Consider the following 24,294-nt stretch of genomic DNA (forward strand, 5'->3'; position numbering starts at 1 on the left):
CTGGCCAGGAGACATCCATGGACTCCATCGTGAACATTCCCGTGCGCTCGAACACACGGCGTTCGCCATCGCCCGAGCTGCTCGCCCTGCTGGAGAGCAGGTTCGCCGAGCGCTTCTCCACCAGCAAGAGCGTGCTGCTGCAGCATGGTACGGACGAGTCGATCTATCCGCCCCGGCCGCCCGATGCGGTGGTGTATGTGCGCAGCACGGAAGAAGCGGCTTTCGTGGTGCGAGCCTGCGCGAGGGAGCGGGTGCCGGTCATAGGCTTCGGTGTGGGCTCGTCGGTCGAAGGGCATCTGCTGGCCGTGGCGGGCGGCGTGTGCGTCGACTTCTCCCAGATGAACAAGGTGCTTGCGATCAGGCCCGGCGACCTCACGGCCACGGTGGAGGCGGGCGTCACGCGGGGGCAGTTGAACGCGGCGCTGCAGGGCACGGGTTTCTTCTTCTCGGTCGATCCCGGCGCCGATGCGTCCATCGGCGGCATGGTCGCGACGGCGGCTTCGGGCACCAACACCGTCCGCTACGGCACCATGCGAGACAACCTCGTGAGCCTCACGGTGGTCACGGCCGACGCAGAGGTCGTGCGCACCGCCTCGCGGGCTCGCAAGAGTTCGGCGGGCTACAACCTCACGCAGCTGTATTGCGGATCCGAGGGCACGCTGGGGCTGATCACCGAAGTCACCGTGCGGCTGCATCCGCATCCCGAGACGTACGCTGCCGCTGTGGTGCACTTTCCATCGGTGCGAGCGGTGGTCGACTGCGTGATCGAGGCGATCCAGATGGGTGTGCCGCTGGCGCGCGCCGAACTGCTGGACGCACTGACCATCCGCGCCGTGAACGCGCACAGCCGCACCACGCTCGACGAGCATCCGACACTGTTCCTGGAGTTCGGCGGCAGCCAGGCGCAGATCGACGAGCAGGCGGGCATCGTGCGCGAGATCGCGAGCGGTCATGGCGGCGGCGCTTTCCAGTGGGCGAAGCGGCCCGAGGAACGCTCGCGCCTGTGGACGCCGCGCCATCACGCCTACTTCGCATGCCTGCAGCTGAAGGCAGGCTGCCGCAGCCTGAGCACGGATGCCTGCGTGCCGCTTTCCGCGCTCGCGCAATGCATCGAGGAGACGCAGGCCGACGTCGCTGAACACGGGCTGCTGGTGCCGGTGCTGGGCCATGTCGGCGACGGCAACTTCCATTGCCTGGTGCTGGTGGACCCGGGAAATGCGGCGCAGAACGATGCCGCCGAGGCCTTCAGCCATCGGCTGGTGCAGCGCGCACTGCGCCACGGCGGGACTTCGACCGGAGAGCATGGCGTGGGGCTGCACAAGATGAGGTACCTGGTCGAGGAGCATGGCGAGCACACTGTGGCGCTGATGCGTGCAGTGAAGAAAGCGCTGGACCCGCATGACATCTTCAACCCCGGGAAGGTCGTCGCCCTGTCCCAGGGCTGAGCGCGGGTGTGCGATCTAGAATTTCCGGCCTTGCCCGCACCTCGCGGCGAGCGGCCGGAGGCCCCCTGATGGAGTTGCGCCAGTTCAAGTACTTCGTTGCCATCGTGGATTGCGGCAGCCTCTCGCGCGCCGCGCAGCAACTCTTCATCGCGCAGTCGGCCCTGAGCAAGCAGATGGCCGAGCTCGAATCCGAACTCGGCACGCAACTGCTTCTGCGCAGCCGCAACGGCGTTGCGATGACCGAGGCCGGCAAGGTCTTCTACGAATACGCGCAGGGCATCACCAAGCAGGTGCGCGACGCGAAGGCCGCGGTGCACGTCGCGGCCGAGTCCGTGGCGGGATCGGTGGTGGCGGCGCTGCCGCAGAGCGTGTCGCCGATGATCGCGCTGCCGCTGATGCGCGCTGCCGCTGATGCGCGCTGCTGCGCGGCGCTATCCCGACGTGGTGCTGCATCTGAACGAGGAACTCACCGGCAACATGGCCGACCAGTTGCTGCGCGGCCGGGTCGACGTGGCGATGTTCTCGCCCACCATGCCCGAGGAGGACATCCGCTTCTTTCCGCTGGTGGAGGAAGACTTCGTTTTCCTCGACTCGCCCCAGAGCCCGCATGCGCTGCCGCCTGGTGACGTGAGCATCGCGCAGGCCACCGCGCGGCCGCTGGTGTGGCCGGCCCATGCCCACGGGCACTGCACGCGATGGCTCGTCGACACGGTGCTGGAGCAGGCGGGCCATCCGGCTGCGCGGGTGGCGGCGGAGATCAACTCCGTCTATACGCTGAAGGCGGCGGTGGAGGCAGGGCTGGGGCCGACGATCATGCCGTTCGGACTTGCGCAGCGCGAGGTGCAGGAGGGGCGCCTCGTGGCGCACCGCATCGATTCGCCTTCGATGCATCGCACGCTGGGGCTGTGCGTTTCGGTGCACCTGCCGACCACGAACGCCAAGCGCGCGGTGTGCACGCTGATCGGCGACGTGGTGCGCGACCTGTGCGAGAGCGGGCAGTGGGCCGGCGCGCGTGCGCTCGCGCCGGTGAAGAGCGCCGCGAAGAGCGCCGAGAAGTAGGGCCGGCCCTTCGCTTCAGGCGCGGCGCTTGCGGGCCGCGGGCGCGGCCTTTGCCGCAGGGGTGAAGAGGCGCATGATGGCCTGGCGCACATCGGCCTGCATGTTCTCGACGGCCTTCGTGTCGCCGGACATGTGCTTCAGCAATGCCTGCTGGAAGAGCCCGTCGAACAGCGCATAGGTGGCTGATGGCGACATGCCGGGCTGCTCGCCGGAAAGCTCGGCGAAGCGGCTCATGATGCGCCAGATCATGTCTTCCAGGCTCTTGTCGATCTGCACGACGTCGGTGCGGAAGGCTTCCTCGAAAAGGGCCTGCGAGCGCAGGTCGTACCAGAGGCGGTGCACGTGGCCTTCGTCGCAGAGCGTGTCGCCCAGGCTCTTGAGGAAGCCGGCCATCAGTTCGTCGTAGGTGGTGGCGCTTTCCACCGCATGGTCGTAGCGCGTGACGCAGCGGGCCTTGTACTGCTTCACGCTGCAGATGATCAGGTCGACCTTGTCGCTGAAGTAGTAGTGCAGAACGCCGTGCGAGAACTCGGAGTTCTGCGCGATCTCGCGCAGGCTCGTACGCGCATAGCCCAGTGCCGCCAGTGTGGTCAGCGCGGCTTCGCCCAGCTCGGCTCGGCGCTCGGAGAACTTGTCGACCCGCGCCTTGGGCACTCGTTCAGCGTGTTTCTTTACCCGTTGATGTGTCGTCATTGAAAGCCGGGCCGCGTAGATGCCGACCCTGTGTTCCTCGTGATTGCAGAACATAGCACGCAAGCGGGAGAACCCGCATCCGGCGTGCCACGGATGCCATTCTAGAAAAACTTGACGAGTGACTAGAAAAATCTTGACAGTCGTAAAGTCGATTTCTAGGATGGCCGCTCCATCTCACAACATATCCACAGGAGACAAGTGATGGCCAAGTTCGACTTGAAAGGGCGCCGTGCGCTCGTGACGGGTGGTGCGCGCGGCATCGGCGCGAGCATCGCCGAGACGCTGGCCACCGCCGGCGCGTCCGTGATGATCGGCGACGTGCTCGCCGACCTGGGGCGGGAAACCGCCTCCAGGCTCGCTTCCTCCGGGGCCAAGGTAGGCTTCGTCCCGCTCGACGTCACGAAGGACGGCGACTGGGCCTCGGCCGCCGAGACCACGGTGAAGGAGCTCGGCGGCTTCGACATCCTCGTCAACAACGCAGGCATCGAGATCACCTCGCTGGTGGTCGACGTCGACGGCGACGACCTGCGCCGCATGCTCGACGTGAACGTGGCCGGCACCCTGCTCGGCATGAAGCACGCGTTCCGCGCGATGCGTCCCGGCGGCAGCGCGGGCAAGGGCGGGGCGGTGGTCAACATCGGGTCGGTCGCCGCCACCATCGCATTCCCCGCCATCTCCGGCTACTCCGCCACCAAGTCTGCCGTCGACCGCGCGACGCGCGTCGCGGCCATGGAGTCCGGCAAGCTGGGCTACGGCGTGCGCGTGAATTGCATCTACCCGGGGCTCGTGCCCACCGAGATGGGCATGAAACTCGCCCATGACATCGTGGCCGCCGGCCTTGCGCCCAGCGTCGAGGCGGCCGTGGGCGACGTGGTCGGCCAGACGCCGCTGGGCCGTCTCGGCGAAGTCGGCGACATGGCCGACGTGGTGGTCTTCCTCTGCTCCGACGCGGCCCGGTTCATCACCGGTGCCGGCATCGCGGTGGATGGCGGCATGGGCATGTAAGTCACGCAGGCAAGCGATCAGGAAAGAGACACAACATGAGCAACAGCAAGAAGAAACCCGTCGTCGTCTACGGCGCTTCCGGCTACACCGGCCGGCTGGTATGCGAATACCTGCGCGAGTACAACATCCCCTTCATCGCCGCGGGCCGCAGCGCGCAGAAGGTGGAGGCGGCGATGAAGGCCAACGTGCCTGGCATCGAGACCGCGAGCTACGAGGTGGTGGAAGTGGCGCACTCGGTCGAGGCGCTCACCGAGCTCTTCACCGGCGCCTCGGTCGTGCTCAACACGGTCGGCCCCTTCGCCCGTTTCGGCCCTGAGGTCGTCGATGCCTGCCTCGCCGCCGGCTGCCACTACACCGACACCACCGGCGAGCAGGACTGGCTCATCACGCTCGACCAGAAATACGGCGCGCGCTTTGCCGCCGCGGGGCTGCTGCTCTCGCCGGGCCTCGCCCACATGTACACCACCGGCGAGATCGCGGCGCAGATCTGCCTGGAGACGCCCGGCCTCGACACCCTCGACATCGCCGTGTTCTGGGGAGGCAGCCCGACCATCGCATCCACCCAGACCATCCTGGTGAACGCCGCCACCTCCAAGGCCTTCTACCTGGAGCAGAACGAGTACGTCGAGTGGCAGCCCGACGCGGGCCTCTACCACCTGTCCATTCCCGGCCAGCACGAGGCGGCGCTCGCGCTGCCCTGGGGAGGCACCTCGCATCCGGTGTGGTTCAGGCGCGATCCGCGCGTGGCCAACGTGAAGGTGCTCGGCGGGGTCTTCAACAAGGCGCTGATGCAGGGCGTGCCGCAGATCGTGGCCGCCGCGCTCAAGGCCACCGAGGGCATGAACGACGACGACCGCTATGCCGCGCTGGCCCAGACCGCTTCGGGCGTGATGAACACCATGCCCCCGCGCGAGAACCCGCGCATCAACAAGTCCGTCGACTCGGTGCATGCCTCCGGGCCGCTGGGTCGCGTGCACTGCGTGATCTTCGGCAACTGCAACTACAAGCAGACCGGCCTGCTGCAGGCCTATGCGGCGGCCTCGCTGCTGCAGCAGCCGCCGCGGCGCGCAGGCTTCGCATCGGGTTGCCAGGCCTTCGGGCACCGCGAGCTGCTGGGGGCGTTGCGCGGCTTCGGACTGGTGCAGGAGCCCGTGCTCACCCGGATGGGCTGACTTCCATGCGCCTCGTCGACTATCTCGACAAGGGCGCCCAGCTGGGCGCCCACGCGCCGTGCCTCACCATGGCCGGCAAGGACCTCGGCTACGGCGAAGTGCAGCGCATCAGCTGGCGCGTGGCGCGCGGCCTGCAGCGCGCCGGCATCGAGCCCGGAGACAAGGTGGCCGTGCTCTCGAGCAACGACGCCACCGCATTCGCCACGGTGTTCGGCATCTCGCGCGCGGGCTGCGTGTGGTGCCCGATCAATCCGCGAAACGAGGCGAGCGAGAACGCCTTCGTGCTCGACGCCTTCGACTGCGCCTGCCTGGTCTTCCACGGCAACTACGCGCCCATGGTCGAGCAGATGCGTTCGCAGCTGCCCAAGCTGCGCGCGCTCGTGTGCCTCGACCAGCGGCTGCCTTTCGCGCCTTCCATGGACGACTGGCTCGAAGGCCTGGACGATTCGCCGCTCGACATCGCGCCGCCCGATGACGTCGCGATGATCGCCGGCACCGGCGGCACTACCGGCCAGCCCAAGGGCGTGATGCTCTCGGGGCGCAACCTGGAAGCGATGTCCGCGCTGACGCTGATGGGCTATCCCTTCGAGGGCCGGCCCGTCTACCTCGCGCTCGCGCCACTCACGCACGCGGCCGGCGTGCTTTGCCTGCCGATCATGGCCCTGGGTGGGCAAGTGGTCATCATGCCCAGGCCCGATCTGGCCGAGTTCCTCGGCCTCGTCGAGGCGCATGGCGTCACCCACACCTTCCTGCCGCCCACGCTGATCTACATGCTGCTGCAGCATCCTCGGCTCGAGCAGACCCGGCTCGATTCGCTGCAGTGCTTCTGGTACGGCGCGGCGCCCATGTCTTCCGCACGGCTCGAAGAGGCGCTGCAGAAGATCGGCCCCGTCATGGCCCAGCTCTTCGGCCAGACCGAGGCGCCGATGATGATCTCGATGATGTCGCCGCGCGAGCATTTCAACGCCGACGGCACCGTCGCGCGCCAACGCCTCGCGTCGGCCGGCCGGCCGGGGCCGCTGGTGCAGGTCGCCGTAATGAACGGCGAAGGCAAGTTGCTGCCCACCGGCGAAAGCGGCGAGATCGTGGTGCGCGGCTCGCTGGTGATGCTCGGCTACTACAAGAATCCGGGCGCCACCGAAGAGGCTTCGCGCCACGGCTGGCACCACACGGGCGACATCGGCTACCTCGATGCAGACGGCTTTCTCTACATCGTCGACCGCGCCAAGGACATGATCATCTCCGGCGGTTTCAACGTCTATTCGGCGGAGGTCGAGCAGGCTCTGCTGCAGCACCCCGACGTGCAGGACAGCGCGGTGGTCGGCCTGCCCGACGAGAAGTGGGGCGAGCGCGTGGTGGCCGTGCTGCAGCTGCACGACGGCAGGCAGGTGGATGTCGAGGACGTCAAGGCCTTCGTCAAGTCGCGCATCGGCAGCGTGAAGGCGCCCAAGCAGATCGAGGTGTGGCTCGACCTGCCGCGTTCCAGGGTGGGCAAGGTGCTGAAGAAGGAAGTGCGCGCGACGCTGCTGCAGCGCGCGGATCAGCCGCCGCGCTCGTAGTGGTCGTGGTGCGCCCGGCGCAGCTCGAACTTCTGGATCTTGCCGGTCGATGTCATCGGCAGCGCCGGCAGGAAGACGATCTTCTTCGGCACCTCGAAGCCGCCCAGGTGCTCCTTGCAGTGCGCGGTGAGCACGTCCTCGTCGAAGTCCGCCGGCGCATCGGGCCTGCGCGTGACGAAGGCGGTGATGGCCTCGCCCCAGCGCTCGTGCGGCAGGCCCACCACCGCCGCGTTGAGCACGGCGGGGTGCCGCAGCAGCACCTCCTCGACCTTGATCGAGGGCACGTTCTCGCCGCCCGACTTGACCATGTCCTTGAGCCGGTCGAGAAAGATCAGCTGCCCATCGGCGTCGAGCTTGCCCAGGTCGCCCGAGTGGTGCCAGCCGAAGCGCTGCGCGTTCGCCGTGGCCTCGGGGTCGTTGTAGTAGCCGAGCATCACGTTGGGGCCGCGAAAGACGATCTCGCCGACCTGCCCGGGCCCCAGCAGCTCGCCGTCGTCGCCCATCACCGCGACCTCGTTCACCAGCGTGCCCACGCCCCAGTAGGAGCCGAAGCGCCTGCGCTGCTCGTGCGCCTCGAAGATGGTGGCGCCTGGGTACATCTCGGTCTGGCCCGAGACGAGGGCGAAGTCGGTACAGAACTCGTCGAGCAGGCGCAGCAGCAGCGTGCGCGACATCGGTGCCATCGCGTACACGCAAAGCCGCAGGCTCGAGATGTCCCGCGCGGTGCGCTGCGGGTGCGCGAGCAGCGCGCCGTACATCATCGGCAGGCCGACCATCACCGTGATGCGATGCCGTTCGATGGCCGCGAGCACCGCGCCAGGGTCGAAGCCGCGCAGCACCACCAGCGAGCCGCCCACCGCCAGCGCCGACATCAGCACCGTGTGCTGGCCGCAGTGGAAGAGCGGCAGCACGCTGCTCCAAACATCGGCGCGCTCGGGGCTGCTGCCCCATTCGACCATGTTGCTCAGCAGCACCGAATGCACCGAGGCGTGTGAATGCATCACGCCCTTCTGCCGGCCGGTGGTGCCGCTGGTGTACATGATGAGCGCAAGCTGCGTGCTGTCGATGGGCACCTCGGGCAGCGCCGCCGGGCCTTGTGCAATGGTCTGCGGCACCGTGGGCACGCCGGCGGACGGCGCGTCGCCGTCGAGCACGCAGAGGATGGGCGCCACGCCTTTCTCGGCCAGCAGCTCGCGCAATTCGGGCCGCGCGTGCAGCGCCGTGTCGATCACCATGTGGCGCACTCCGGCATGGCCGAGGATGTAGCCGATGGCATCCACCGCCAGCGCGGTGTTGATCGGCACCCACACGAGGCCCGCCTTCTGGATGCCCAGCATGGCGACCACCATCTGGATCGAGTTGTTGCACAGCATGCCCACGCGGTCGCCGCCCGCGAGGCCCAGCCCCAGCAGGTGGTGCGCGAAGCGGTTCGATGCGGCGTCGAGTTCGCTGTAGGTGATGCGGTGCTCGCCTTCGATCAGCGCGGTGCGCGCGCCGAAGCGGCGTGCGCTGCGATGGACCACGTCGCCCAGTGCGATGCGCGAGATGCGTGAATGGAACTGCGACGGCACAGGGCCGGGGGCGGCTGTGGGCATGCTCTTCGTCTCCGTTCTTCGATGATGCGTCGGGAATGCGCGCAGCCTAAGGCCGCATCCCGCGCCGCGTCTTGCGAAGACTGGCTACCGCCCCGCAGGCGGCCGCAGAGGCTGCTAGAAGCGCGCCTTGAGGAAGGCCGATGGCCCTTGCAGCTTGACCTTCAGGCGCGACTCCGCGAAGTCGTTCTCGCGCGTCAGGTCGATGTTCGTCACGCCATAGGCCAGCACCACGCCGATGTTCTTCACGGGGAACCATTCCACGCCCGCCGAGGCGTTGTAGATGTTGCCGTGGAAGCGTCCGCTGCTCTTCCACACGCCGGAGGCGTCGGCGAAGAGCCGCAGGTCGGGCGTGATGGCGTGGCGCACGCCGATCTCGAGCAGCGGCGCCACGGTGCTGCCGCTGGAGCTTTCGCTGAGCGTGCCGATCTGGCCGTTCACCGAAGCCAGCGCGGTGGTGCCCAGCGTCGCCCGGTAGTAGGCCGCGCCGGCACCGAGGCCGAACACGGTGTTGCCCGAGCCGATCCACCACTTGTACGAGAGCTTGGCGAAGTCGAGCTTGGTGCTGATGTTGGCGTTGCCGAAGGTGTTGAGCGTGCCGAAGGGGCCCAGTGAGGTGGTGCTGTCGATGCCGCCCGAATAGTCGCGCTTGTAGCGGTAGTAGTCGAAGGAGATGCCCTGGCTGTCGCCCAGCAGCAGGTCGGCCGAGATGCGCGGCATGGTGACGCGGCCGGGCTTGACGTCGCCCGTCTGCAGGGCGCCGTAGGCCGTGCCGAAGGAGGCGTTGAGCTTCGGATCGGCGCTGAAGCCGCCGACCGAGAGGCTGAAGCGGTCCAGCGCGGGCGAGGGGTCGGCGAAGGCCGGCACGGCGGCCAGCAGCATGCCGGCACCGAGCAGCGCGGGCTGGTGGATGAGGCTGGAGAGCAGGAAACGATCGCGGGAACGAGTGCGGCGATGCAGCGGCGTGAAGAGCGGCATGAAGCGGATCCTTGATGGCCCCGGAGGACCGGAAATGAATGAATGCCGCGGGCGCGCTGTCGTGACTTCAGGTGACGCTGGCGTGCTCCGGGCGGGGCTCCCTTGGACGGCAGCGACGACAGTAGTGGCGCGCGCCCGTCCCGCGGATGCGCGGAATGCCGCAGTGGTTGTAGGAATTCCTCTACGCCGCGACGGCCGTTGCGCGCCTTGGCGGGCGCTACAGTGCCGTCATGCGCAGACACCTTTCCACCACCACCGGCCCCCAGCGTCTTCTCTACGGTGCGGCCGCGGGCTGCGCCGTCGTCGCCGCGCTGATGCCGGTGGCGATGAGCGGCATGGCGCGCGGGCTGGCCGGCTGGTGCGCGGCCGTGGGCGTGTACCAGGTGCTGTCCTGGTGGCTGGCCAGCACCTTCGACGCGAGGCGCACGCGCGAGCGGGCGCAGTCGCTGGACCAGCCCAACGTGGTGATCCTGGTGTCGATGCTGGTGGTCGTGGCGATGAGCGTGGTAGCCATCGCCATGCTGCTGCAGCAGGTGAAGGGGCTGAGCGGCCTGGAGCGGGCGGCGCACATCGCGCTGGGCCTGGTGGCGCTGGCGGGCTCGTGGCTGACGATGCACACGATCTACGCCTTCCACTACGCGCACCGCTACTACATCGACCAGCGCGACGGCACGCCCGACGGCGGCCTCGACTTTCCGGGCAAGGGCGATGCGCCCGACGCGCCGGACTACTTCGACTTTCTCTATTTCTCGTACGTGATCGGCATGACCTCGCAGGTGTCCGACGTGCAGGCGACCTCCAAGGAGATGCGGCGCATCACGCTGCTGCACAGCGTGCTGGCCTTCGCCTTCAACATGCTGGTGCTGGCGCTCTCGGTGAACGTGGTCGCGGGCGCCGTTTAGGCGCCTCGCGATGCCCGTTCAGGCCGCGGCCTTGCGTGGCCAGCCGGGCTTGACGATGCCGGTCGAAAGCGCCACGCCGCAGACGATCACCACCGCGCAGATCAGCATCCACTGCGTGATGCTCTCGCCCAGGAAGACCGCGCCGTAGAACAGCGCGAACACCGGCACCAGGAAGGTCACCGTCAGCGCGCGGGCCGGGCCGGCGCGCTCGATCAGTCGGAAGAACAGGATGTAGGCCACACCGGTACAGGCGATGCCCAGTGCCAGCAGCGCGAGCCACGCGCGCAGGCTGGGCATCTGCGCGGGCCAGAGCCAGATGGCGGGCAGGGCGAGGAATGCGGTGGCGCCGATCTGGCTGCCGGTGGCCGTGGTCAGCGCGGGCACGCCGCCCAGGTAGGCCCGCGTGGCGCTGGCCGAGATGCCGTAGCACAGGCACGCGCCCAGGCAGGCCAGCACCGCGAAGAGCGCGGCGTTGCCACTGGCGCCGGAATGCAGGCCGGCGTTGCGGCTGGCGAGCATTGCCACGCCGGCGAAGCCGATCACCAGTCCGACCAGCCGCCAGTTCGCCGGCCGCTCGCGGAACCAGGCCCAGGCCACGAGCGCGCCGAACATCGGCGTTGTGGCATTGAGCACCGCCGCAAGGCCGGTGTTGATGGTCAACAGCGCGAAGCAGAAGAGCGCGAACGGCATGCCCGAATTGAAGACGCCGACCAGCAGGCTGGCCTTCCAGTGCTTCGCCAGCGACGGCCCCTGCCCGCGCAGCAGCGCGATGGGCAGCAGGAACAGCGCGGCGATCGCCACCCGCACCGCGGCCGTCGGCAGAGCGCCGAACTCGGCGGCGCCGATGCGCATGAAGAGAAAGGAGGCGCCCCACAGCGCGCCCAGCAGCACCAGGTCGATGAGCCAGGCGGTGGGTGCGAGGGGCTTGGCGGGAGTGGCAGCGGCGATGTTGTTCTTCGTTGTGGTCATGCGTCCTCTGATCGATCTCTTTCTTTCTCTTGCTATGCGCCCGGATTGCTCAGATCGCCTTTTCGAGCTGCAGCAATGCCGTCTTGCGTTCGAGCCCGCCAGCGTAACCGGTCAGCGAGCCGTCCGAGCCGAGCACGCGGTGGCAGGGCACGATCACGCTGATCGGGTTGCGCCCAACGGCCGCGCCCACCGCGCGCACCGCGGCCGGGTTGCCCACGTTGACGCTCAGCGCGCCGTAGCTCGTGGTTGCACCGGCCGGAATGGCCAGCAGCTGCTGCCACACGCTCTGCTGGAAGGCGGTGCCGTGCGAGAGGTCGAGCTTCATGTCGAAGCTCTCGCGCTTGCCCGCGAAGTAGTCGCGCAGCTGCGCGGCCGCCTCGACCAGCGCGGGGTGGTCTTCCTTCGCGACCCAGCCGCTGGTGTCGGGCCAGTGGCGCTGCTGGTCGAACCAGACGCCGGCCAGGCCCTTGTCGGTGGCGGCCATCGTGATGCCGCCCAGCGGCGTGTCGATGTGCGAGGTGTAGATGACTTTGCTCTTGAACTTCATGACGCTTCAGGCTGCGACGCCTGCCGTTGCAACAAGGGGAGAACCGGCGTCGTTCGCCGGAACAGGAGAAGGGGCCGCACCGGGCGCATGCCAGGCTCGCAGCACCGCATAGCTGCGCCACGGCCGCCACGCCTGCGAGGCTTCGCTGGCGGCGCGCGCGGTGGTCACGCCCAGCGCCTTCTGCAGCGCGACGTCGCCGGCCGGAAAGGCGTCGGGCCAGCGCAGTGCGCGCATCGCGATGTACTGCGCTGTCCAGGCGCCGATGCCGGGCAACTCCTGCAGCGCAGCGATGGTGGAAGGCACGTCGGCCCCCGCGTGCAGCGCCAGCTTGCCGGCAGCCACTTCGCGGGCGATGGCGTGCAGCGCCGTCTGCCGCTGCCGCACGATGCCGAGGCGGCCCAGCTCGTCGCCGCTCGAGGCAGCAATGGCGGCCGGGGTTGGAAAGAGCCGGTTCAGCCCTTCGACGGGTGTGGCCAGCGGCTCGCCGAAGGCCTCGACCAGCCGCGAGCCCAGCGTGCGTGCCGCGGCCACAGTGATCTGCTGGCCCAGCACCGCGCGCACCGCGAGTTCGAAGCCATCGACCGCGCCGGGCACGCGCAGTCCGTCGCCATGCGGAAAGGCCGCGTGCAGTGCCGCGTTGATCGCCATCGGTTCCGCGTCGAGGTCGAACAGGGCACGGGCACGGCTGATGACGATGGGCAGCACGGCGGCCAGCGAGTCGCTGACCGACAGCAGCATCTGCTCGCGTTCCAGGTCGAAGCGCAGCTGCAGCCATCCGGCGTGGGCCTGACCGCCCTGCTGGATGCGAAGGGTGCGGATCAGCTTCACGTACTCGGGCGTGCTGCCCTTGGCGGGCTCCTTGCCGCCGGCCGTGGAGACGACCTCCACGCCGCGCAGCGCGCGCCGCGCGAAGAAGCCCAGCATGGCGTTGGCGTCGTAGGGCGGGCGGAAGCCCAGCCGGACCTCGATGGCCTTGCCCTGGCTGCTGCCGCCGCCATCTGCGTCGCCACCAGCGCGTCGCAGCGCGCTCGGATTCAGGCCGTAGTGCTCCAGGAAGGCCGCGTTGAAGCGCCGCACGCTGGCGAAGCCGCTGGCCAATGCCACCTGCGTCATCGGCAGGCGCGTGTCGGCGATGAGCTGCTTGGCGGCCAGCAGGCGGCGCGTCTGCAGGTATTGAAGGGGCGAGACGCCGAACTGCGACTCGAAGATGCGCCGCAGGTGGCGGTCGCTCACGCCCAGGCGTGCCGCGATCTGCGCGGCGCCGGGGCCGTCTTCCGACCAGGCGTCTGGCTCGTCGATCAGCCGCGCCGCCTGCAGCGCGAGGATGCGCGAGGCGTCTTCGGTCGACCAGCTGGCCGCGCGCGGTGCCAATTCGGGCCGGCAGCGCAGGCAGGGACGGAAGCCCGCGGCCTCGGCCTGTGCCGCATGGCGGAAGAACCGGCAGTTCTCGCGCCGCGGCAGTTTCACGCGGCAGACCGGGCGGCAATAGATGCCGGTGGATGTCACCGCGGTGAAGAACGACCCGTCGAAGCGCGCGTCATGCGTCTTCATCGCCAGGTAGCAGGCGTCGCTCTCGAGCGCTTCGGTGGAATGGTGGTTGGCAGGCATGGAGAAATGATACGGTTTCGACTCGTTTCAACTGGCCGTTTCCGGACATGTGGCCAGCCGGGCCCTTGCCTACAATGCCCGGTTTGCAAAACCATCAGGGAAACGCCTCTCCATGCAGCTCAGCGCGTCGATCTTCAAGGCCTATGACATCCGCGGCGTCGTGCCGGTCACTCTCGATGCGGAGGTAGCGCAAGCGCTCGGCAGGGCCTTCGGCAGTGCGGCCCGCGCGGCGGGAGAGAAGTCGGTGGCCGTTGGACGCGATGGCCGCCTGTCCGGCCCGGCGCTGGCCGAGGCGCTGATCAAGGGTCTGGTGGCCACCGGCATCGAAGTCATCGACGTGGGCGCGGTCACCACCCCGATGCTGTACTTCGCGGCCCACACGCTGTGCACCAGCGGCATCCAGGTCACCGGCAGCCACAACCCCAAGGACTACAACGGCTTCAAGATGGTGCTGGCCGGCCGCGCGATCTACGGCGACGAGATCCAGGCCCTGCGCAGGACCATGGAAGCCGGCTCTGCCCAGCTCGCCCCGGGTGGCAGCGTGCGCAAGGTCGACGTGACCGATGCATACATCAAGCGCATTGCGGGCGACATCAAGCTGGCGCGCCCGATGAAGATCGTGGTCGATTCCGGCAACGGCATCGCCGGCGCCTCGGCCCCGGCCATCTTCCGCGCCCTGGGCTGCGAGGTGACCGAGCTCTTCAGCGAGGTCGACGGCAACTTCCCCAACCACCACCCCGACCCGAGCAAGCCCGAGAACCTGAAGGACCTGATCGCGGCGCTGGCCACCGGCGACGCAGAACTGGGCCTGGCCTTCGACGGCGACGGCGACCGCCTGGGCATCGTCACCAAGGACGGCCAGAACATCTTCCCCGACCGCCAGATGCAACTGTTTGCACAGGACGTGCTCTCGCGCGTGCCCGGCGGCACCATCGTCTACGACGTGAAGTGCTCGCAGCGCCTGGCGCCGGCCATCGAGGCCGCGGGTGGCAAGCCGATGATCTTCAAGACCGGCCACTCGCTCATCAAGGCGAAGATGAAGGAAATCGACTCGCCCCTGGGCGGCGAGATGAGCGGCCACATCTTCTTCAAGGAGCGCTGGTTCGGCTTCGACGACGGTACCTATGCGGGCTGCCGCCTGCTGGAGATCCTGAGCAAGAGCCCGGACGCCAATGCCGTGCTCAACGCGCTGCCCACGAGCTTCTCCACGCCCGAACTGAACGTGGCCTGCGCCGAAGGCGAGCCGCACTCGGTGGTCGACAAGCTCGTGAAGAGCGCGAATTTCGCCGCTCCCGCCAAGGTCTCGACCATCGACGGCCTGCGTGTCGACTGGCCCGATGGCTTCGGGCTGATCCGCGCTTCGAACACCACGCCCGTGCTGGTGCTGCGCTTCGAAGGCCAGACCGATGCGGCGCTCAAGCGCATCGAGGCCGAAATGCTGGCCCTTCTGAAAACCGCCAAGCCCGACGCCAAGGTCGGCGAAGCGGCGCACTGAACACAACCGACGAGCCTGTGCGTTCCCTGCTGCTGCGCCTCTACGGCGTCTTCACCACCGTCGTGCAACCGCTCGTGCGCCGCAAGCTGCGGCGTCGCGCGCAGGCCGAGCCCGGCTACGGCGTGGCCGTGGAGGAGCGTTTCGGCTACTACGACGAAGCCACCACCGGCCAGGCCCAGTGCTGGGTGCACGCGGTCTCGCTGGGCGAGACGCGCGCGGCCGCCATCCTCATCGCCGAGCTGCGCCGGCAGTACCCGGGCGTGCCTATCCTGCTCACGCACGGCACCGCCACCGGCCGGGAGGAGGGCGCCAAGCTGCTCGAGCCGGGCGACACGCAGGTCTGGCAGCCCTGGGATACGCCGGGCGCGGTCGGGCGCTTCCTGGACCGCTTCCAGCCACGCATCGGCGTGCTGATGGAAACCGAGGTCTGGCCCGAGATGACGGCCGCCTGCGCCGAGCGCCGCATTCCGCTGGTGCTGGCCAATGCGCGCCTCAACGAGAAATCGCTGGCCGCCGCCGAGCGCCTTGCCTGGCTGGCGCGGCCCGCGTACTCGGCCCTCACGGCCGTCTGGGCGCAGACCGAGGCCGATGCCCACCGGCTGGTGTCGCTCGGCGCCAAGGTCGCCGGCATCTACGGGAACCTGAAGTTCGATGCCACGCCCGATGCGCGCCAGCTCACAGCGGCCGCTTCGCTGCGCGAGCGCCTGCCCAAACCGATGGTGGTGCTGGCGAGTTCGCGCGACGGCGAGGAGCGCATGCTGCTCGAAGTGCTCAAGCGCTTCGGCGCGACTTCGCCCGTGCCGCCCGAGCAGGGCGCGATCCGCTCGATTTCCAAGCGCGTGCACGACGTGCAATGGATGATCGTGCCGCGCCATCCGCAGCGCTTCGACGAAGTGGCGGCGCTGATCGAGGCCGAGGGCTTCGCGGTGGCGCGCCGCAGCGCGGCGGGCCAGCCGTCCGAGGCCGAGATCTGGCTCGGCGATTCGCTGGGCGAGATGGCGCTTTATTACGGGCTTGCCGACGTGGCGCTGCTCGGCGGCAGCTTCGAGCCGCTGGGCGGGCAGAACCTGATCGAGCCGGCGGCCTGCGGCTGTCCGGTGGTCATGGGGCCGTCGACTTTCAATTTCGCCGAGGCGGCGCAGCTTTCGCTGGCTGCCGGCGCATCGCTGCGCGTCGAGGGCATGGAGCAGGCCGTGACGGCCGCCTTGAAGCTGGTCGAGAACCCCGAGCGCCGCGCCACCATGGCCCAGGCCGCGCTGGCGTTCTCCTCGTCGAACCGTGGGGCGGCCGAGCGCACGGCTGCCGCGGTGCTGGCCATTGCGCAAGCTGCGCAGCCGGTGACGGCGAAGGGCGAGCCGGTGGAAGAGGGCGGCGAACCGGCGCGGGCCGAGCCCACGCTCGATTGATCGAAAAGAGCTGAAGCCGCGCCCGGCGGCTCAGCGCACAGGTGGATTCACGATCACCGGCGGCACGGGTGCCGTCGGCATCGTCGGCGCGGGCGGATTGAACTGCGGCGTCTGCACCGGCGGAACCACCGGAATGCTCGGCGGCGTCACGGGCACCGCGGGCGTCGTCGTACCGCGGTCGGGCCCGATGGCCGGCGGCACGGCCGGCACGCTGCCGCTGCTGGCCAGCGTCGCGTTGATCGCGTTCATGTCGTCCACCGTCAGCGTGCCGTTGGCCTGGCGCAGCTTGAGGTTGCCCAGCAGCACGTTGTAGCGCGCCTGCGCAAGGTCGCGCTTTGTCTGGTAGAGCTGGCTCTGCGAGTTCAGCACGTCGATGTTGATGCGCACGCCCACCTGGTAGCCGAGCCGGTTGGCGTCGAGCGCGCTCTGGCTCGACGCCTCGGCGGCTTCCAGCGCCTTCACCTGGCCGGCACCCGAGACGAGCCCTAGGTAGGCGGCGCGCGTGGCCTGCGCCACGCTGCGGCGCGTGCCTTCGAGCACGCTGCGCGACTGGTCTTCGAGCGCCAGGGTTTCCTTGATGCGGTTCTCGGTGGCGAAGCCGGCGAACAGCGGCAGGTTGAAGGTGACGCCCACCGTGGCCGCGTTGACGCGCGTGCCCACGGTGCTCGTGCTGGTGCCGGTCGGGTTGCGCGTGACGTTGTAGCCCAGGTTGGCGTCCAGCGTGGGCTTGTGGCCGGCCTTGGCCTTGTCCACTTCGAGCCCGGCCACGTCGAGGCCCAGGCGGGCCTGCCGGATGGCGGGATGCGCCTCGTCGGCCTGCGAGACCCAGGCGTTGATGTCGGCGGGCGTCGCCGTCGGCAGCACCACCGGGACGGCGAGCGGCACCGGCACGCTGCCTGGACGGCCGACCAGCTGGTCGAGCACCACCTTCTTCACCTGCAGGTCGTTCTCGGCGGCGATTTCCTGCGCGATCACCAGGTCGTAGCGGGCCTGGGCCTCGCGCGAGTCGGTGATGGTGGAGGTGCCGACCTCGAAGTTGCGCTTGGCCGAAGCCAGCTGCTCGGCCACGGCCACTTTCTGTGCGCGCACGAGCGCCAGGCTGTCCTGGCTCGCGAGCACGTCGAAATAGGCCTGGCTCACGCGCACGATCAGGTCCTGCTCGGCGATCGTGAGCACCGCCTGCGCGATCTCGGCTTGGCGCTTGCCCTGCTCGTAGGTGGCCCAGTTGGCGGGCCGGTACAGCGGCTGCGTGGCGTTGATGCCGACGTTCTGCGTGTTGAAGTCGCGCGAGGCGGAGGTGCCCCGGCCGGCGCCCGTGAGGGTGTCGATGTCGAGGTCGCTGCGCGTCACGCCGGCCGTGAGCCCCACGCTGGGCAGGATGCCGGCCTTGGCCTGCGCGGCGCGCGCGATGTTCGCGTCGTACTGTGCCCGCGCGCCCTGGTAGGTGGCGTCGAAGCCGCGGGCGGATTCGTAGAGTTCGTTCAGTGTCTGGGCCTGGGTCAGGGCCGGCGATGCGAGCAGGGCTGCGAAGGTGGTAGCGAGCGCTGCGGAAAGAGGCGAAAGCCGGGGCCTGGGGGGCATTGAACGTCCTTGGGGGAAAGAATCAGTAGCGCGGGACCTTGGGGTCGTGCGAGGACCAGGCGTCGATGCCGCCCGCCACGTTGGCGAGCTGGTCAAAGCCGTTCTGGTGCAGGAAGGCGGCCACGCGCTGGCTGCGCGCGCCGTGGTGGCACAGGCAGGCGATCCGGAGTCCGGGTTGGCCGTCATTCAGCTCGGCCAGCCGCCCGGGGATCTCGTTCATCGGAATCGCCACCAGGGTGAAGCCCTGGGGGACGACACTCGCCGTCTGCAGCTCCCAGGGCTCGCGCACGTCGAGCAGCACGGGGGCGGCGTCGGCGTTCTGCGCGAACCAGGCGGCGAGGTCGGCGGGGCGGACTTGGTCGATCATGCTTCGGTCAACCGTCTGCTCAGAACGCGAAGCGCGAGGGCTCGGGGAAGTTCAGCAGGCGCGGCGCCATCGTGTCCCAGGGCTGGATGGTGTCCCACTTGCTCTCGCTGGTGCGGGTCACGAAGTGGGCGCGCATCATCGGCTCGTCACCCACGATGGCCGAGAGGCGGCCGCCGACCTTCAGCGAACCCAGGAGGTTCTGCGGAATGCGTGCGACGGAGCCGCTGAGCACGATCACGTCGAAGCTGGGGCCGCTGGGCAGGGGCACGGAGCCGTCGGCATGGCGCACCTCGACGTTGGTCACGCCGTTGCGGCGCAGCGTCTCGGCGGCGCGGGCGGCCAGCACGGGGTTGATTTCGAGCGATAGCACCTGCGCGGCGCGGGCGCCCAGCAGGGCGGCCATGAAGCCGGAGCCGGTGCCGATCTCGAGCACGGTCTCGTGCTTTTTGATGTGCAGGTCCTGCAGCGTGCGGGCCTCGACCTTGGGCGACAGCATGATTTCGCCGGGCACGGAGCCGTCGAGCAGCGGCAGTTCCATGTCGAAGAACGAGAGGGTGCGGTGCGCGTCGGGGACGTAGTCCTCGCGGTGGATCCGGGCCAGCAGCTCGAGGATGTCGTTGTCGAGCACGTCCCAGGGACGGATCTGCTGCTCGATCATGTTGAAGCGCAAGCGCTCGAGGGTGGGGGTGGGGTTCATGGCGTGGCTTTCCTTACGGGCTCAGGACAAACCTTCAATTTTAGGTGCCGCCGATGACACCCCCGGTTCGGTCGGCCTTCCGGGACGCACGCTGAGGCCGTTGATCACCACTTCGGCCTGGGTCGCCACGTATTTTTCGGGGTCGAGCGCCGCCGTTGCGTCGACGCAGACCATGGCCGAATGCTTCCAGAGCATGAGAAAGACCATGGGCGCGACCACCGAGTAGATCGCGTGGTCGATGTCCATGGGCGCGAATTCGCCGCTGTCGATGCCCCGCTGGAAGATGCGCCGAAGCAGCTCGTGGCCGGGCCGGACCACCTGCTCGCGGTAGAACTCCGCGAGTGCCGGAAAATTGGCGCCCTCGCTCATCATGAGCTTGGTCAGGCCCGAGGCCTGGGTCTTGCCGACGCGCTCCCACCACACGTTCATGCAGTAGCGCAGCATGTCGGCGGTGGTGCCCTCGAAGGCCTCGAACTCGGCATTCCACTCGGTGAAACGACCGCCGAGGTTCTCCATGACCACGGCCTTGAAGAGCTCTTCCTTGCTCGGGAAGTAGAGAAAGAGGGTGCCCTTGGAAACGCCGGCGCGGGCCGCCACTTCCTCGGAGCGTGTCGCCGCAAAGCCTTTCTCGACGAACAGATCGAGTGCGGCCGCCAGCAGTTCGCCGGGGCGCGCCTCTTTCCGGCGCTCGCGCTTGGCGCGCACCGGGCAGATCTTGTCGACGAAGGAGCGGGGCGTGGACATACTCTTAATGACTCGTGGGTTAGTAATGTAGTGACGGGCATCCGTCACGTCAAGCCGCGACAATATCGGGTTCGCCTTTTCAACCTCCGCCGGAGCAGCACCATGTCCACTTCATCGTCGGCCACCGAAACCATCGTCCTGGGTGGAGGCTGCTTCTGGTGCACCGAGGCGGTCTTCGACCGCGTGCAGGGCGTGCTCGACGTCGAATCGGGCTACAGCAATGGCCAGGCCGTCAACCCGACCTACGAGCGGGTCTGCACCGGCCGCACCGGCCATGCCGAGGTGGTGAAGCTCGAATTCGACCCGGCGCAGATCAGCCTGCGCGAGATCCTCGAAATCTTCTTCGTCGTGCACGACCCGACCACGCTCAACCGCCAGGGCAACGACGTCGGCACCCAGTACCGCAGCGGCATCTACTACACGGACGATGCCCAGAAGCAGGTGGCGCAGGACGTCATCCGCGAGATCGAGGCGAGCAAGACCTACCACTCGCCCGTCGTGACCGAGGTGGCGCCGCTGGCCAACTATTCGACGGCCGAGGCCTATCACCAGGACTACTTCCTGAACAACCCGAACCAGGGCTACTGCGCGTTCGTCGTGGGCCCGAAGGTCGAGAAGTTCCAGAAGACCTTCGCGTCCCGCCTCAAGGCCTGAGCGGCCCGGAATCAGTTTCCCCGTGCACCTCGCCATCCGACAGTCCCGCCCCCGCTCGACCCGCGCGCTCGCGGCCGTGCTCGCGGTCGCGCTGTGGTTCGCGGGCACGCTGGGGCTGATGCACCGATCGCTGCACGTGCCGGGCCTGCCGGCCGCCGCGGCGCAGGCTGCGCAGATCGTCCACAAGCACACGGCTCATCACCTGGCCAGCCTGTTCGGCGATCACACCGACGCCGAATGCCGGCTGTACGACCAGCTCGCCCATGGCTCGGCCGCGCCCGGCGTGCCGCTGGTGGTGCTGCCGGTTTTGCTGCCGTCGGCCACCTTCGCTTTCCTGCAGGGCGAGGCTCTCGCCCGCTGGGTTGCGCTCTTCGACGCGCGCGGCCCGCCTTCCTCTCGCTGAATCCTCCTGTGTGCCGGCTGCTGCTGCACCCGCCTTGCGCGCGGTGGCGGCTGGTCGTCCCTTGATTCACCGAGTTTCCATTCATGACCCCCAATTTCCGTCGCAACGCCATCGGCGTTGCCGTTCTTTCGCTTGCCTCCTTCGCAAGCATGGCCCAGACGCAGGCATCCGATGCTGCCCCGGCCCAGCCCGCCGACGCCGCGAGCCTGCGCGAGATCACCGTCACCGGCAACCCGCTGGGCGCCACCGACCTGATCGCGCCCACCACCGCACTGTCCGGCGACAAGCTGCTGCTGCGCTCCCAATCGACTCTCGGCGAGACGCTGGACAACGTGCCGGGCGTGAGCAGCAGCTACTTCGGCCCCAACGCCAGCCGACCGATCATCCGCGGCCAGGACGGCGACCGCATCCGCATCCTGCAGAACGGAGGCGCCGCGCCGGATGCCTCGGCGCTCAGCTACGACCATGCCGTGCCCGTCGATGCGCTGGTCACCGAGCGCATCGAGGTGCTGCGCGGCCCTTCGGCGCTGCAGTACGGCGGCAGCGCCGTGGGCGGCGTGGTCAACGTGATCGACAACCGCATTCCCTCGGAGCCCATCAACGGCTTCGGCGGCCGCGCCGACCTGGGCTATTCCACCGGCAACAAGGAGAAGAACGGCGGCGTGGTGCTCGAAGGCGGCAACGACCGCTTCGCCCTGCACGTCGACGCCTTCAACCGCGACTCGAAGGACGTCTCGGTGCCGATCACCCTCGAGTGCAGCAAGCCCGGCTCGCCCTGGACGGCGCGCAAGATCTGCAACTCGGCCAACGAGGCGAACGGCGGCGCGCTCGGCGGCACGCTGTTCTTCGACCAGGGCTACATCGGCGCCTCGGTCAGCAGCTACCGCAGCAAGTACGGCACCGTGGCCGAGGACGACGTGACCATCAACATGAAGTCCGACCGCTACGCGCTCGAAGGCGAATGGCGCCCGGGCGGCTTCATCAGCAGCATCCACGCCAAGCTCAGCCACACCGACTATCGCCACACCGAGTTCGAGGGCGGCACGCCCGGCACCACCTTCTCGAACATGAGCAACGACCTGCGCATCGAGGCGCGCCACCGGAAGATCGGCAACTTCGAGGGCCTGGTCGGCTTCAGCAGCGAGACCAACCGCTTCGCCGCCGACGGCGAGGAAGCCTTCGCGCCGCACAGCCGCACGCGCTCCAACGCGTTCTTCCTGCACGAGGAGTACGGCACTTCGTGGGGCCGCCTGAGCTTCGGCGCGCGCACCGAGCAGGTCCGCATCCGCTCGCTGGGCTATCCGGACGATCCGACAGTCACGCGCTTCGCCATCGGCGAGCGCACCTTCAACCCGCACAGCGCTGCATTCGGTGCGCTGGTCAACCTCGCGCCGCAGTGGCAGCTGACCTCGAACCTCGCCTACACCGAGCGCGCGCCCAAGGACTACGAGCTGCTGGCCAACGGCCCGCACGTGGCCACGGGCGCCTGGGAAGTGGGCGATCCGAACCTGAAAAAGGAAAAGTCGACCGGCTTCGACCTGGGCGCGCAATGGAAGTCGGGCCCCCACACGGCCCGCGTGAACGCCTACGTCACGCGCTTTCGCAACTACATCGGCCTGACCGCGACGGGGCGCAGCCTCGACGAGGAGGGCAACGTGGCCGAACCCGGCGCCGCCGACACGCTGGCCGAGTACGTCTACGGCGGCGTGCGCGCGCGCTTCACCGGTATCGAGGCCAACGGCAACCTGCGCGTGCTGGGCTCCGACGGCTTCGCACGCATGGACGACGCCGGCACGCTCGACCTGGAATGGCGCGGCGACATCGTGCGCGCCAGGAACCTCGACACCGGCGAGCCGCTGCCGCGCATCGCGCCACTGCGCCTGGGCGCCACGCTGGCCTACAACAACGGCCCGTGGGGCGCGCGCTTGGGCTTCGACTACAACGCCGCCCAGCGCCGCGTTCCCTCGGTAGGCGCACGCGAGACCGATGCCTACACGCTGTGGAACGCCGCCATCACCTACCGCATGAAGGTGCAGCGCGCCAACCTCATCTGGTACGCGCGCATGGACAACATCACGAACAAGCTGGCCTACAGCGCGACCTCGATCCTGACGAGCACGGTGTATCCGAACGCGCCGCTGCCGGGCCGCACGCTGAAGGTCGGCCTGCGCGTGACGTTCTGATGCTGCCTTGCTCCCTCCCCCTTTGGGGGAGGGCAGGGGTGGGGGCAAGCGGCCTTTGACAGAACCATGGCTTTTGCAAGTGCCGTCTGCCCCCATCCCAACCTTCCCCCAGCGGGGGAAGGAGCAAGGCGACCGCCCCCCTCGGCTATCCTCTCCGGGTGAACTCCATCGTCGTCTCCTCGCTCGTGCCCGTGGTCGTGCTCATCGCCGCGGGCTACCTGGCCGGCAAGCGGCGCTGGATCGGCGGCGGCGCGGTGAAGGATCTTTCTCACCTCATCTTCCTGCTGCTGGCGCCCGCGCTGTTGTTCCGCGCGATGAGCACGGTGCACGTCGAGCAGCTCAGCCTGAAGCCGGTGGCTGCCTACTTCATCGCCTCGGGCCTGCTGTTCGCGGGCACGCTGGCCTTGCGCGGCTTCAACCGCACGGCGGCGGTGATCGCGCTGGCCAACACCTACAGCAACACCGTGATGATCGGCATCGCGCTGATCGGCCTGGCTTATGGTGAGGAGGGCATGGTGGTGCTGCTCACGCTGATCTCGCTGCATTCGCTGGTGCTGCTGACCAGCGCCACGGTGGTGCTGGAGCTGGCCGTGGCGCGCGAGCAGGCCGGCGCCTCCGGCAACGAGAACCGCCCCTCGATGGCGCGCACCGTGGTGCGTGCGCTGCGCAACGCGATCATCCACCCGGTGCCGCTGCCGATCATCGCGGGCCTGCTGTTCGCGCAGACCGGGCTGGCGATGCCCGAGGCGATCGACAAGCCGATCCAGCTGCTCGGCCAGGCCTTCGGCCCGATCGCGCTGGTGATGGTGGGCATCACGCTCGCGCTCACGCCCATCGGCCGGCACTGGCGCAGCGCGCTGACACAGGCGCTGGTGAAGAACCTGCTGCATCCGCTGCTGGTGGCCCTCATCGGATGGCTGCTGGGTGTGCGCGGCATTCCGCTCACGGTGATGGTGGTGGCCGCCGCGCTGCCCATCGGCGCCAACGTGTTCCTCTTCTCGCAGCGCTACCGCACCGCCGAGGACCTGGTGACCGCCAGCGTCGTGGTGTCGACGGTGCTCGCGCTGGCCACGCTCACGCTCGTGATGATGTGCGCGCAGTGGCTGCCCTGAGTCCTTCGGACTTCTTCAGGTAATTTCTCGCGCACTTTCGCCTTAGCGCTGCCGCCGGGCGCGCCTATGCCGTTCGGCAGGGTGGCCGTTTGGCGAGATGGCGCGCGGCCTTCGCGCACCTAC

Annotated in this window: 22 protein-coding genes and 1 pseudogene; 13 read left to right on the forward strand and 10 right to left on the reverse strand. The window is 68.6% G+C overall.

Going from position 1 to position 24,294, the window contains the following annotated elements; genetic code table 11:
* Positions 1-17: 17 nt before the first annotated feature.
* The 3 genes and pseudogenes from EJP67_RS23190 (at position 18) to EJP67_RS23195 (ending at position 2,504) form a co-directional block, all read left to right on the forward strand.
* Positions 18-1,445, forward strand: coding sequence for an FAD-binding oxidoreductase (locus EJP67_RS23190; RefSeq protein ID WP_126024075.1), 1,428 nt, complete (start codon positions 18-20; stop codon positions 1,443-1,445).
* A gap of 68 nt (positions 1,446-1,513) precedes the next feature.
* Positions 1,514-1,639: pseudogene (locus EJP67_RS33995) on the forward strand (LysR family transcriptional regulator); the annotation flags it as partial.
* Between the two features lie 217 nt (positions 1,640-1,856).
* A complete protein-coding gene (locus tag EJP67_RS23195; protein ID WP_240650755.1) occupies positions 1,857-2,504 on the forward strand; it encodes a LysR substrate-binding domain-containing protein in 648 nt (215 codons plus the stop codon).
* 15 nt (positions 2,505-2,519) lie between these two features.
* Here EJP67_RS23195 and EJP67_RS23200 read toward each other — a convergent pair whose 3' ends face one another.
* Complete coding sequence (locus EJP67_RS23200) at positions 2,520-3,158, reverse strand: TetR/AcrR family transcriptional regulator (protein ID WP_206169545.1); 639 nt, start codon at positions 3,156-3,158, stop codon at positions 2,520-2,522.
* Positions 3,159-3,398: 240 nt separating this feature from the next.
* Between EJP67_RS23200 and EJP67_RS23205 the strand changes: the two genes are divergently transcribed.
* From EJP67_RS23205 to EJP67_RS23215, 3 genes are read left to right on the forward strand one after another with little or no spacing between them, the layout of a single operon-like run.
* Positions 3,399-4,202 (forward strand): SDR family NAD(P)-dependent oxidoreductase, encoded by an 804-nt coding sequence (locus EJP67_RS23205; RefSeq protein WP_126024077.1) that lies wholly within the window; start codon positions 3,399-3,401, stop codon positions 4,200-4,202.
* 35 nt (positions 4,203-4,237) lie between these two features.
* Positions 4,238-5,374 (forward strand): DUF5938 domain-containing protein, encoded by a 1,137-nt coding sequence (locus EJP67_RS23210; RefSeq protein WP_126024078.1) that lies wholly within the window; start codon positions 4,238-4,240, stop codon positions 5,372-5,374.
* A 5-nt stretch (positions 5,375-5,379) separates the two neighbouring features.
* Entirely contained in the window at positions 5,380-6,933 is a 1,554-nt protein-coding gene (locus EJP67_RS23215) for an acyl-CoA synthetase (protein ID WP_126024079.1), read from the forward strand.
* Here EJP67_RS23215 and EJP67_RS23220 read toward each other — a convergent pair.
* Both EJP67_RS23220 and EJP67_RS23225 read right to left on the reverse strand, forming a co-directional pair.
* Positions 6,915-8,528: a class I adenylate-forming enzyme family protein gene (locus tag EJP67_RS23220; RefSeq protein WP_126024080.1), complete on the reverse strand. Its 1,614-nt coding sequence runs from the start codon at positions 8,526-8,528 to the stop codon at positions 6,915-6,917. The genes EJP67_RS23215 and EJP67_RS23220 overlap by 19 nt on opposite strands.
* A gap of 114 nt (positions 8,529-8,642) precedes the next feature.
* A complete protein-coding gene (locus EJP67_RS23225) occupies positions 8,643-9,407 on the reverse strand; it encodes a hypothetical protein (RefSeq protein WP_240650765.1) in 765 nt (254 codons plus the stop codon).
* 326 nt (positions 9,408-9,733) lie between these two features.
* Between EJP67_RS23225 and EJP67_RS23230 the strand changes: the two genes are divergently transcribed.
* On the forward strand, positions 9,734-10,405 hold the full coding sequence (locus tag EJP67_RS23230; RefSeq protein WP_126024081.1) for a DUF1345 domain-containing protein: 672 nt from the start codon (positions 9,734-9,736) through the stop codon (positions 10,403-10,405).
* 18 nt (positions 10,406-10,423) lie between these two features.
* On the opposite strand, the gene EJP67_RS23235 is transcribed toward EJP67_RS23230, so the two are convergent.
* Genes EJP67_RS23235 through EJP67_RS23245 form a run of 3 tightly spaced genes read right to left on the reverse strand, consistent with a single transcriptional unit; the run spans position 10,424 to position 13,529 of the window.
* Positions 10,424-11,374 (reverse strand): DMT family transporter, encoded by a 951-nt coding sequence (locus tag EJP67_RS23235; protein WP_126024082.1) that lies wholly within the window; start codon positions 11,372-11,374, stop codon positions 10,424-10,426.
* A gap of 49 nt (positions 11,375-11,423) precedes the next feature.
* On the reverse strand, positions 11,424-11,921 hold the full coding sequence (locus EJP67_RS23240; RefSeq protein ID WP_126024083.1) for a methylated-DNA--[protein]-cysteine S-methyltransferase: 498 nt from the start codon (positions 11,919-11,921) through the stop codon (positions 11,424-11,426).
* Between the two features lie 6 nt (positions 11,922-11,927).
* Positions 11,928-13,529 carry a DNA-3-methyladenine glycosylase 2 family protein gene (locus EJP67_RS23245; RefSeq protein ID WP_126024084.1) on the reverse strand — a complete coding sequence of 534 codons (1,602 nt, stop codon included), beginning with the start codon at positions 13,527-13,529 and terminating at the stop codon, positions 11,928-11,930.
* 112 nt (positions 13,530-13,641) lie between these two features.
* Between EJP67_RS23245 and EJP67_RS23250 the strand changes: the two genes are divergently transcribed.
* Both EJP67_RS23250 and EJP67_RS23255 read left to right on the forward strand, forming a co-directional pair.
* The gene (locus tag EJP67_RS23250; protein ID WP_126024085.1) at positions 13,642-15,024 is read left to right on the forward strand and encodes a phosphomannomutase/phosphoglucomutase; all 1,383 of its coding nucleotides are present in this window, start codon (positions 13,642-13,644) and stop codon (positions 15,022-15,024) included.
* A gap of 17 nt (positions 15,025-15,041) precedes the next feature.
* Entirely contained in the window at positions 15,042-16,430 is a 1,389-nt protein-coding gene (locus EJP67_RS23255; protein ID WP_126024086.1) for a 3-deoxy-D-manno-octulosonic acid transferase, read from the forward strand.
* 30 nt (positions 16,431-16,460) lie between these two features.
* Here the strand turns inward: EJP67_RS23255 and EJP67_RS23260 are convergent, their stop codons facing one another.
* The 4 genes from EJP67_RS23260 to EJP67_RS23275 are packed head-to-tail and all read right to left on the reverse strand — an operon-like array spanning position 16,461 to position 19,819.
* Positions 16,461-18,011 carry a TolC family outer membrane protein gene (locus tag EJP67_RS23260; RefSeq protein WP_126024087.1) on the reverse strand — a complete coding sequence of 517 codons (1,551 nt, stop codon included), beginning with the start codon at positions 18,009-18,011 and terminating at the stop codon, positions 16,461-16,463.
* Positions 18,012-18,033: 22 nt separating this feature from the next.
* Positions 18,034-18,378, reverse strand: a complete 345-nt coding sequence (locus EJP67_RS23265; RefSeq protein ID WP_126024088.1) for a rhodanese-like domain-containing protein — start codon at positions 18,376-18,378, stop codon at positions 18,034-18,036.
* Positions 18,379-18,397: 19 nt separating this feature from the next.
* Positions 18,398-19,075, reverse strand: coding sequence for a protein-L-isoaspartate O-methyltransferase family protein (locus tag EJP67_RS23270; protein ID WP_126024089.1), 678 nt, complete (start codon positions 19,073-19,075; stop codon positions 18,398-18,400).
* Positions 19,076-19,096: 21 nt separating this feature from the next.
* Positions 19,097-19,819 (reverse strand): TetR/AcrR family transcriptional regulator, encoded by a 723-nt coding sequence (locus tag EJP67_RS23275; RefSeq protein WP_126024090.1) that lies wholly within the window; start codon positions 19,817-19,819, stop codon positions 19,097-19,099.
* Positions 19,820-19,921: 102 nt separating this feature from the next.
* Between EJP67_RS23275 and msrA the strand changes: the two genes are divergently transcribed.
* From msrA to EJP67_RS23295, 4 genes are all read left to right on the forward strand, one after another.
* Complete coding sequence (msrA, locus tag EJP67_RS23280) at positions 19,922-20,473, forward strand: peptide-methionine (S)-S-oxide reductase MsrA (protein ID WP_126024091.1); 552 nt, start codon at positions 19,922-19,924, stop codon at positions 20,471-20,473.
* A gap of 22 nt (positions 20,474-20,495) precedes the next feature.
* Positions 20,496-20,876 (forward strand): hypothetical protein, encoded by a 381-nt coding sequence (locus tag EJP67_RS23285; RefSeq protein ID WP_126024092.1) that lies wholly within the window; start codon positions 20,496-20,498, stop codon positions 20,874-20,876.
* Positions 20,877-20,959: 83 nt separating this feature from the next.
* Positions 20,960-23,059, forward strand: a complete 2,100-nt coding sequence (locus EJP67_RS23290) for a TonB-dependent receptor (protein WP_126024093.1) — start codon at positions 20,960-20,962, stop codon at positions 23,057-23,059.
* A 158-nt stretch (positions 23,060-23,217) separates the two neighbouring features.
* A complete protein-coding gene (locus EJP67_RS23295; protein ID WP_126024094.1) occupies positions 23,218-24,171 on the forward strand; it encodes an AEC family transporter in 954 nt (317 codons plus the stop codon).
* The last annotated feature ends 123 nt before the right edge of the window (positions 24,172-24,294 follow it).

The organism is Variovorax guangxiensis (assembly GCF_003952165.1).
GTDB classification, from domain to species: Bacteria; Pseudomonadota; Gammaproteobacteria; order Burkholderiales; family Burkholderiaceae_C; genus Variovorax; species Variovorax guangxiensis.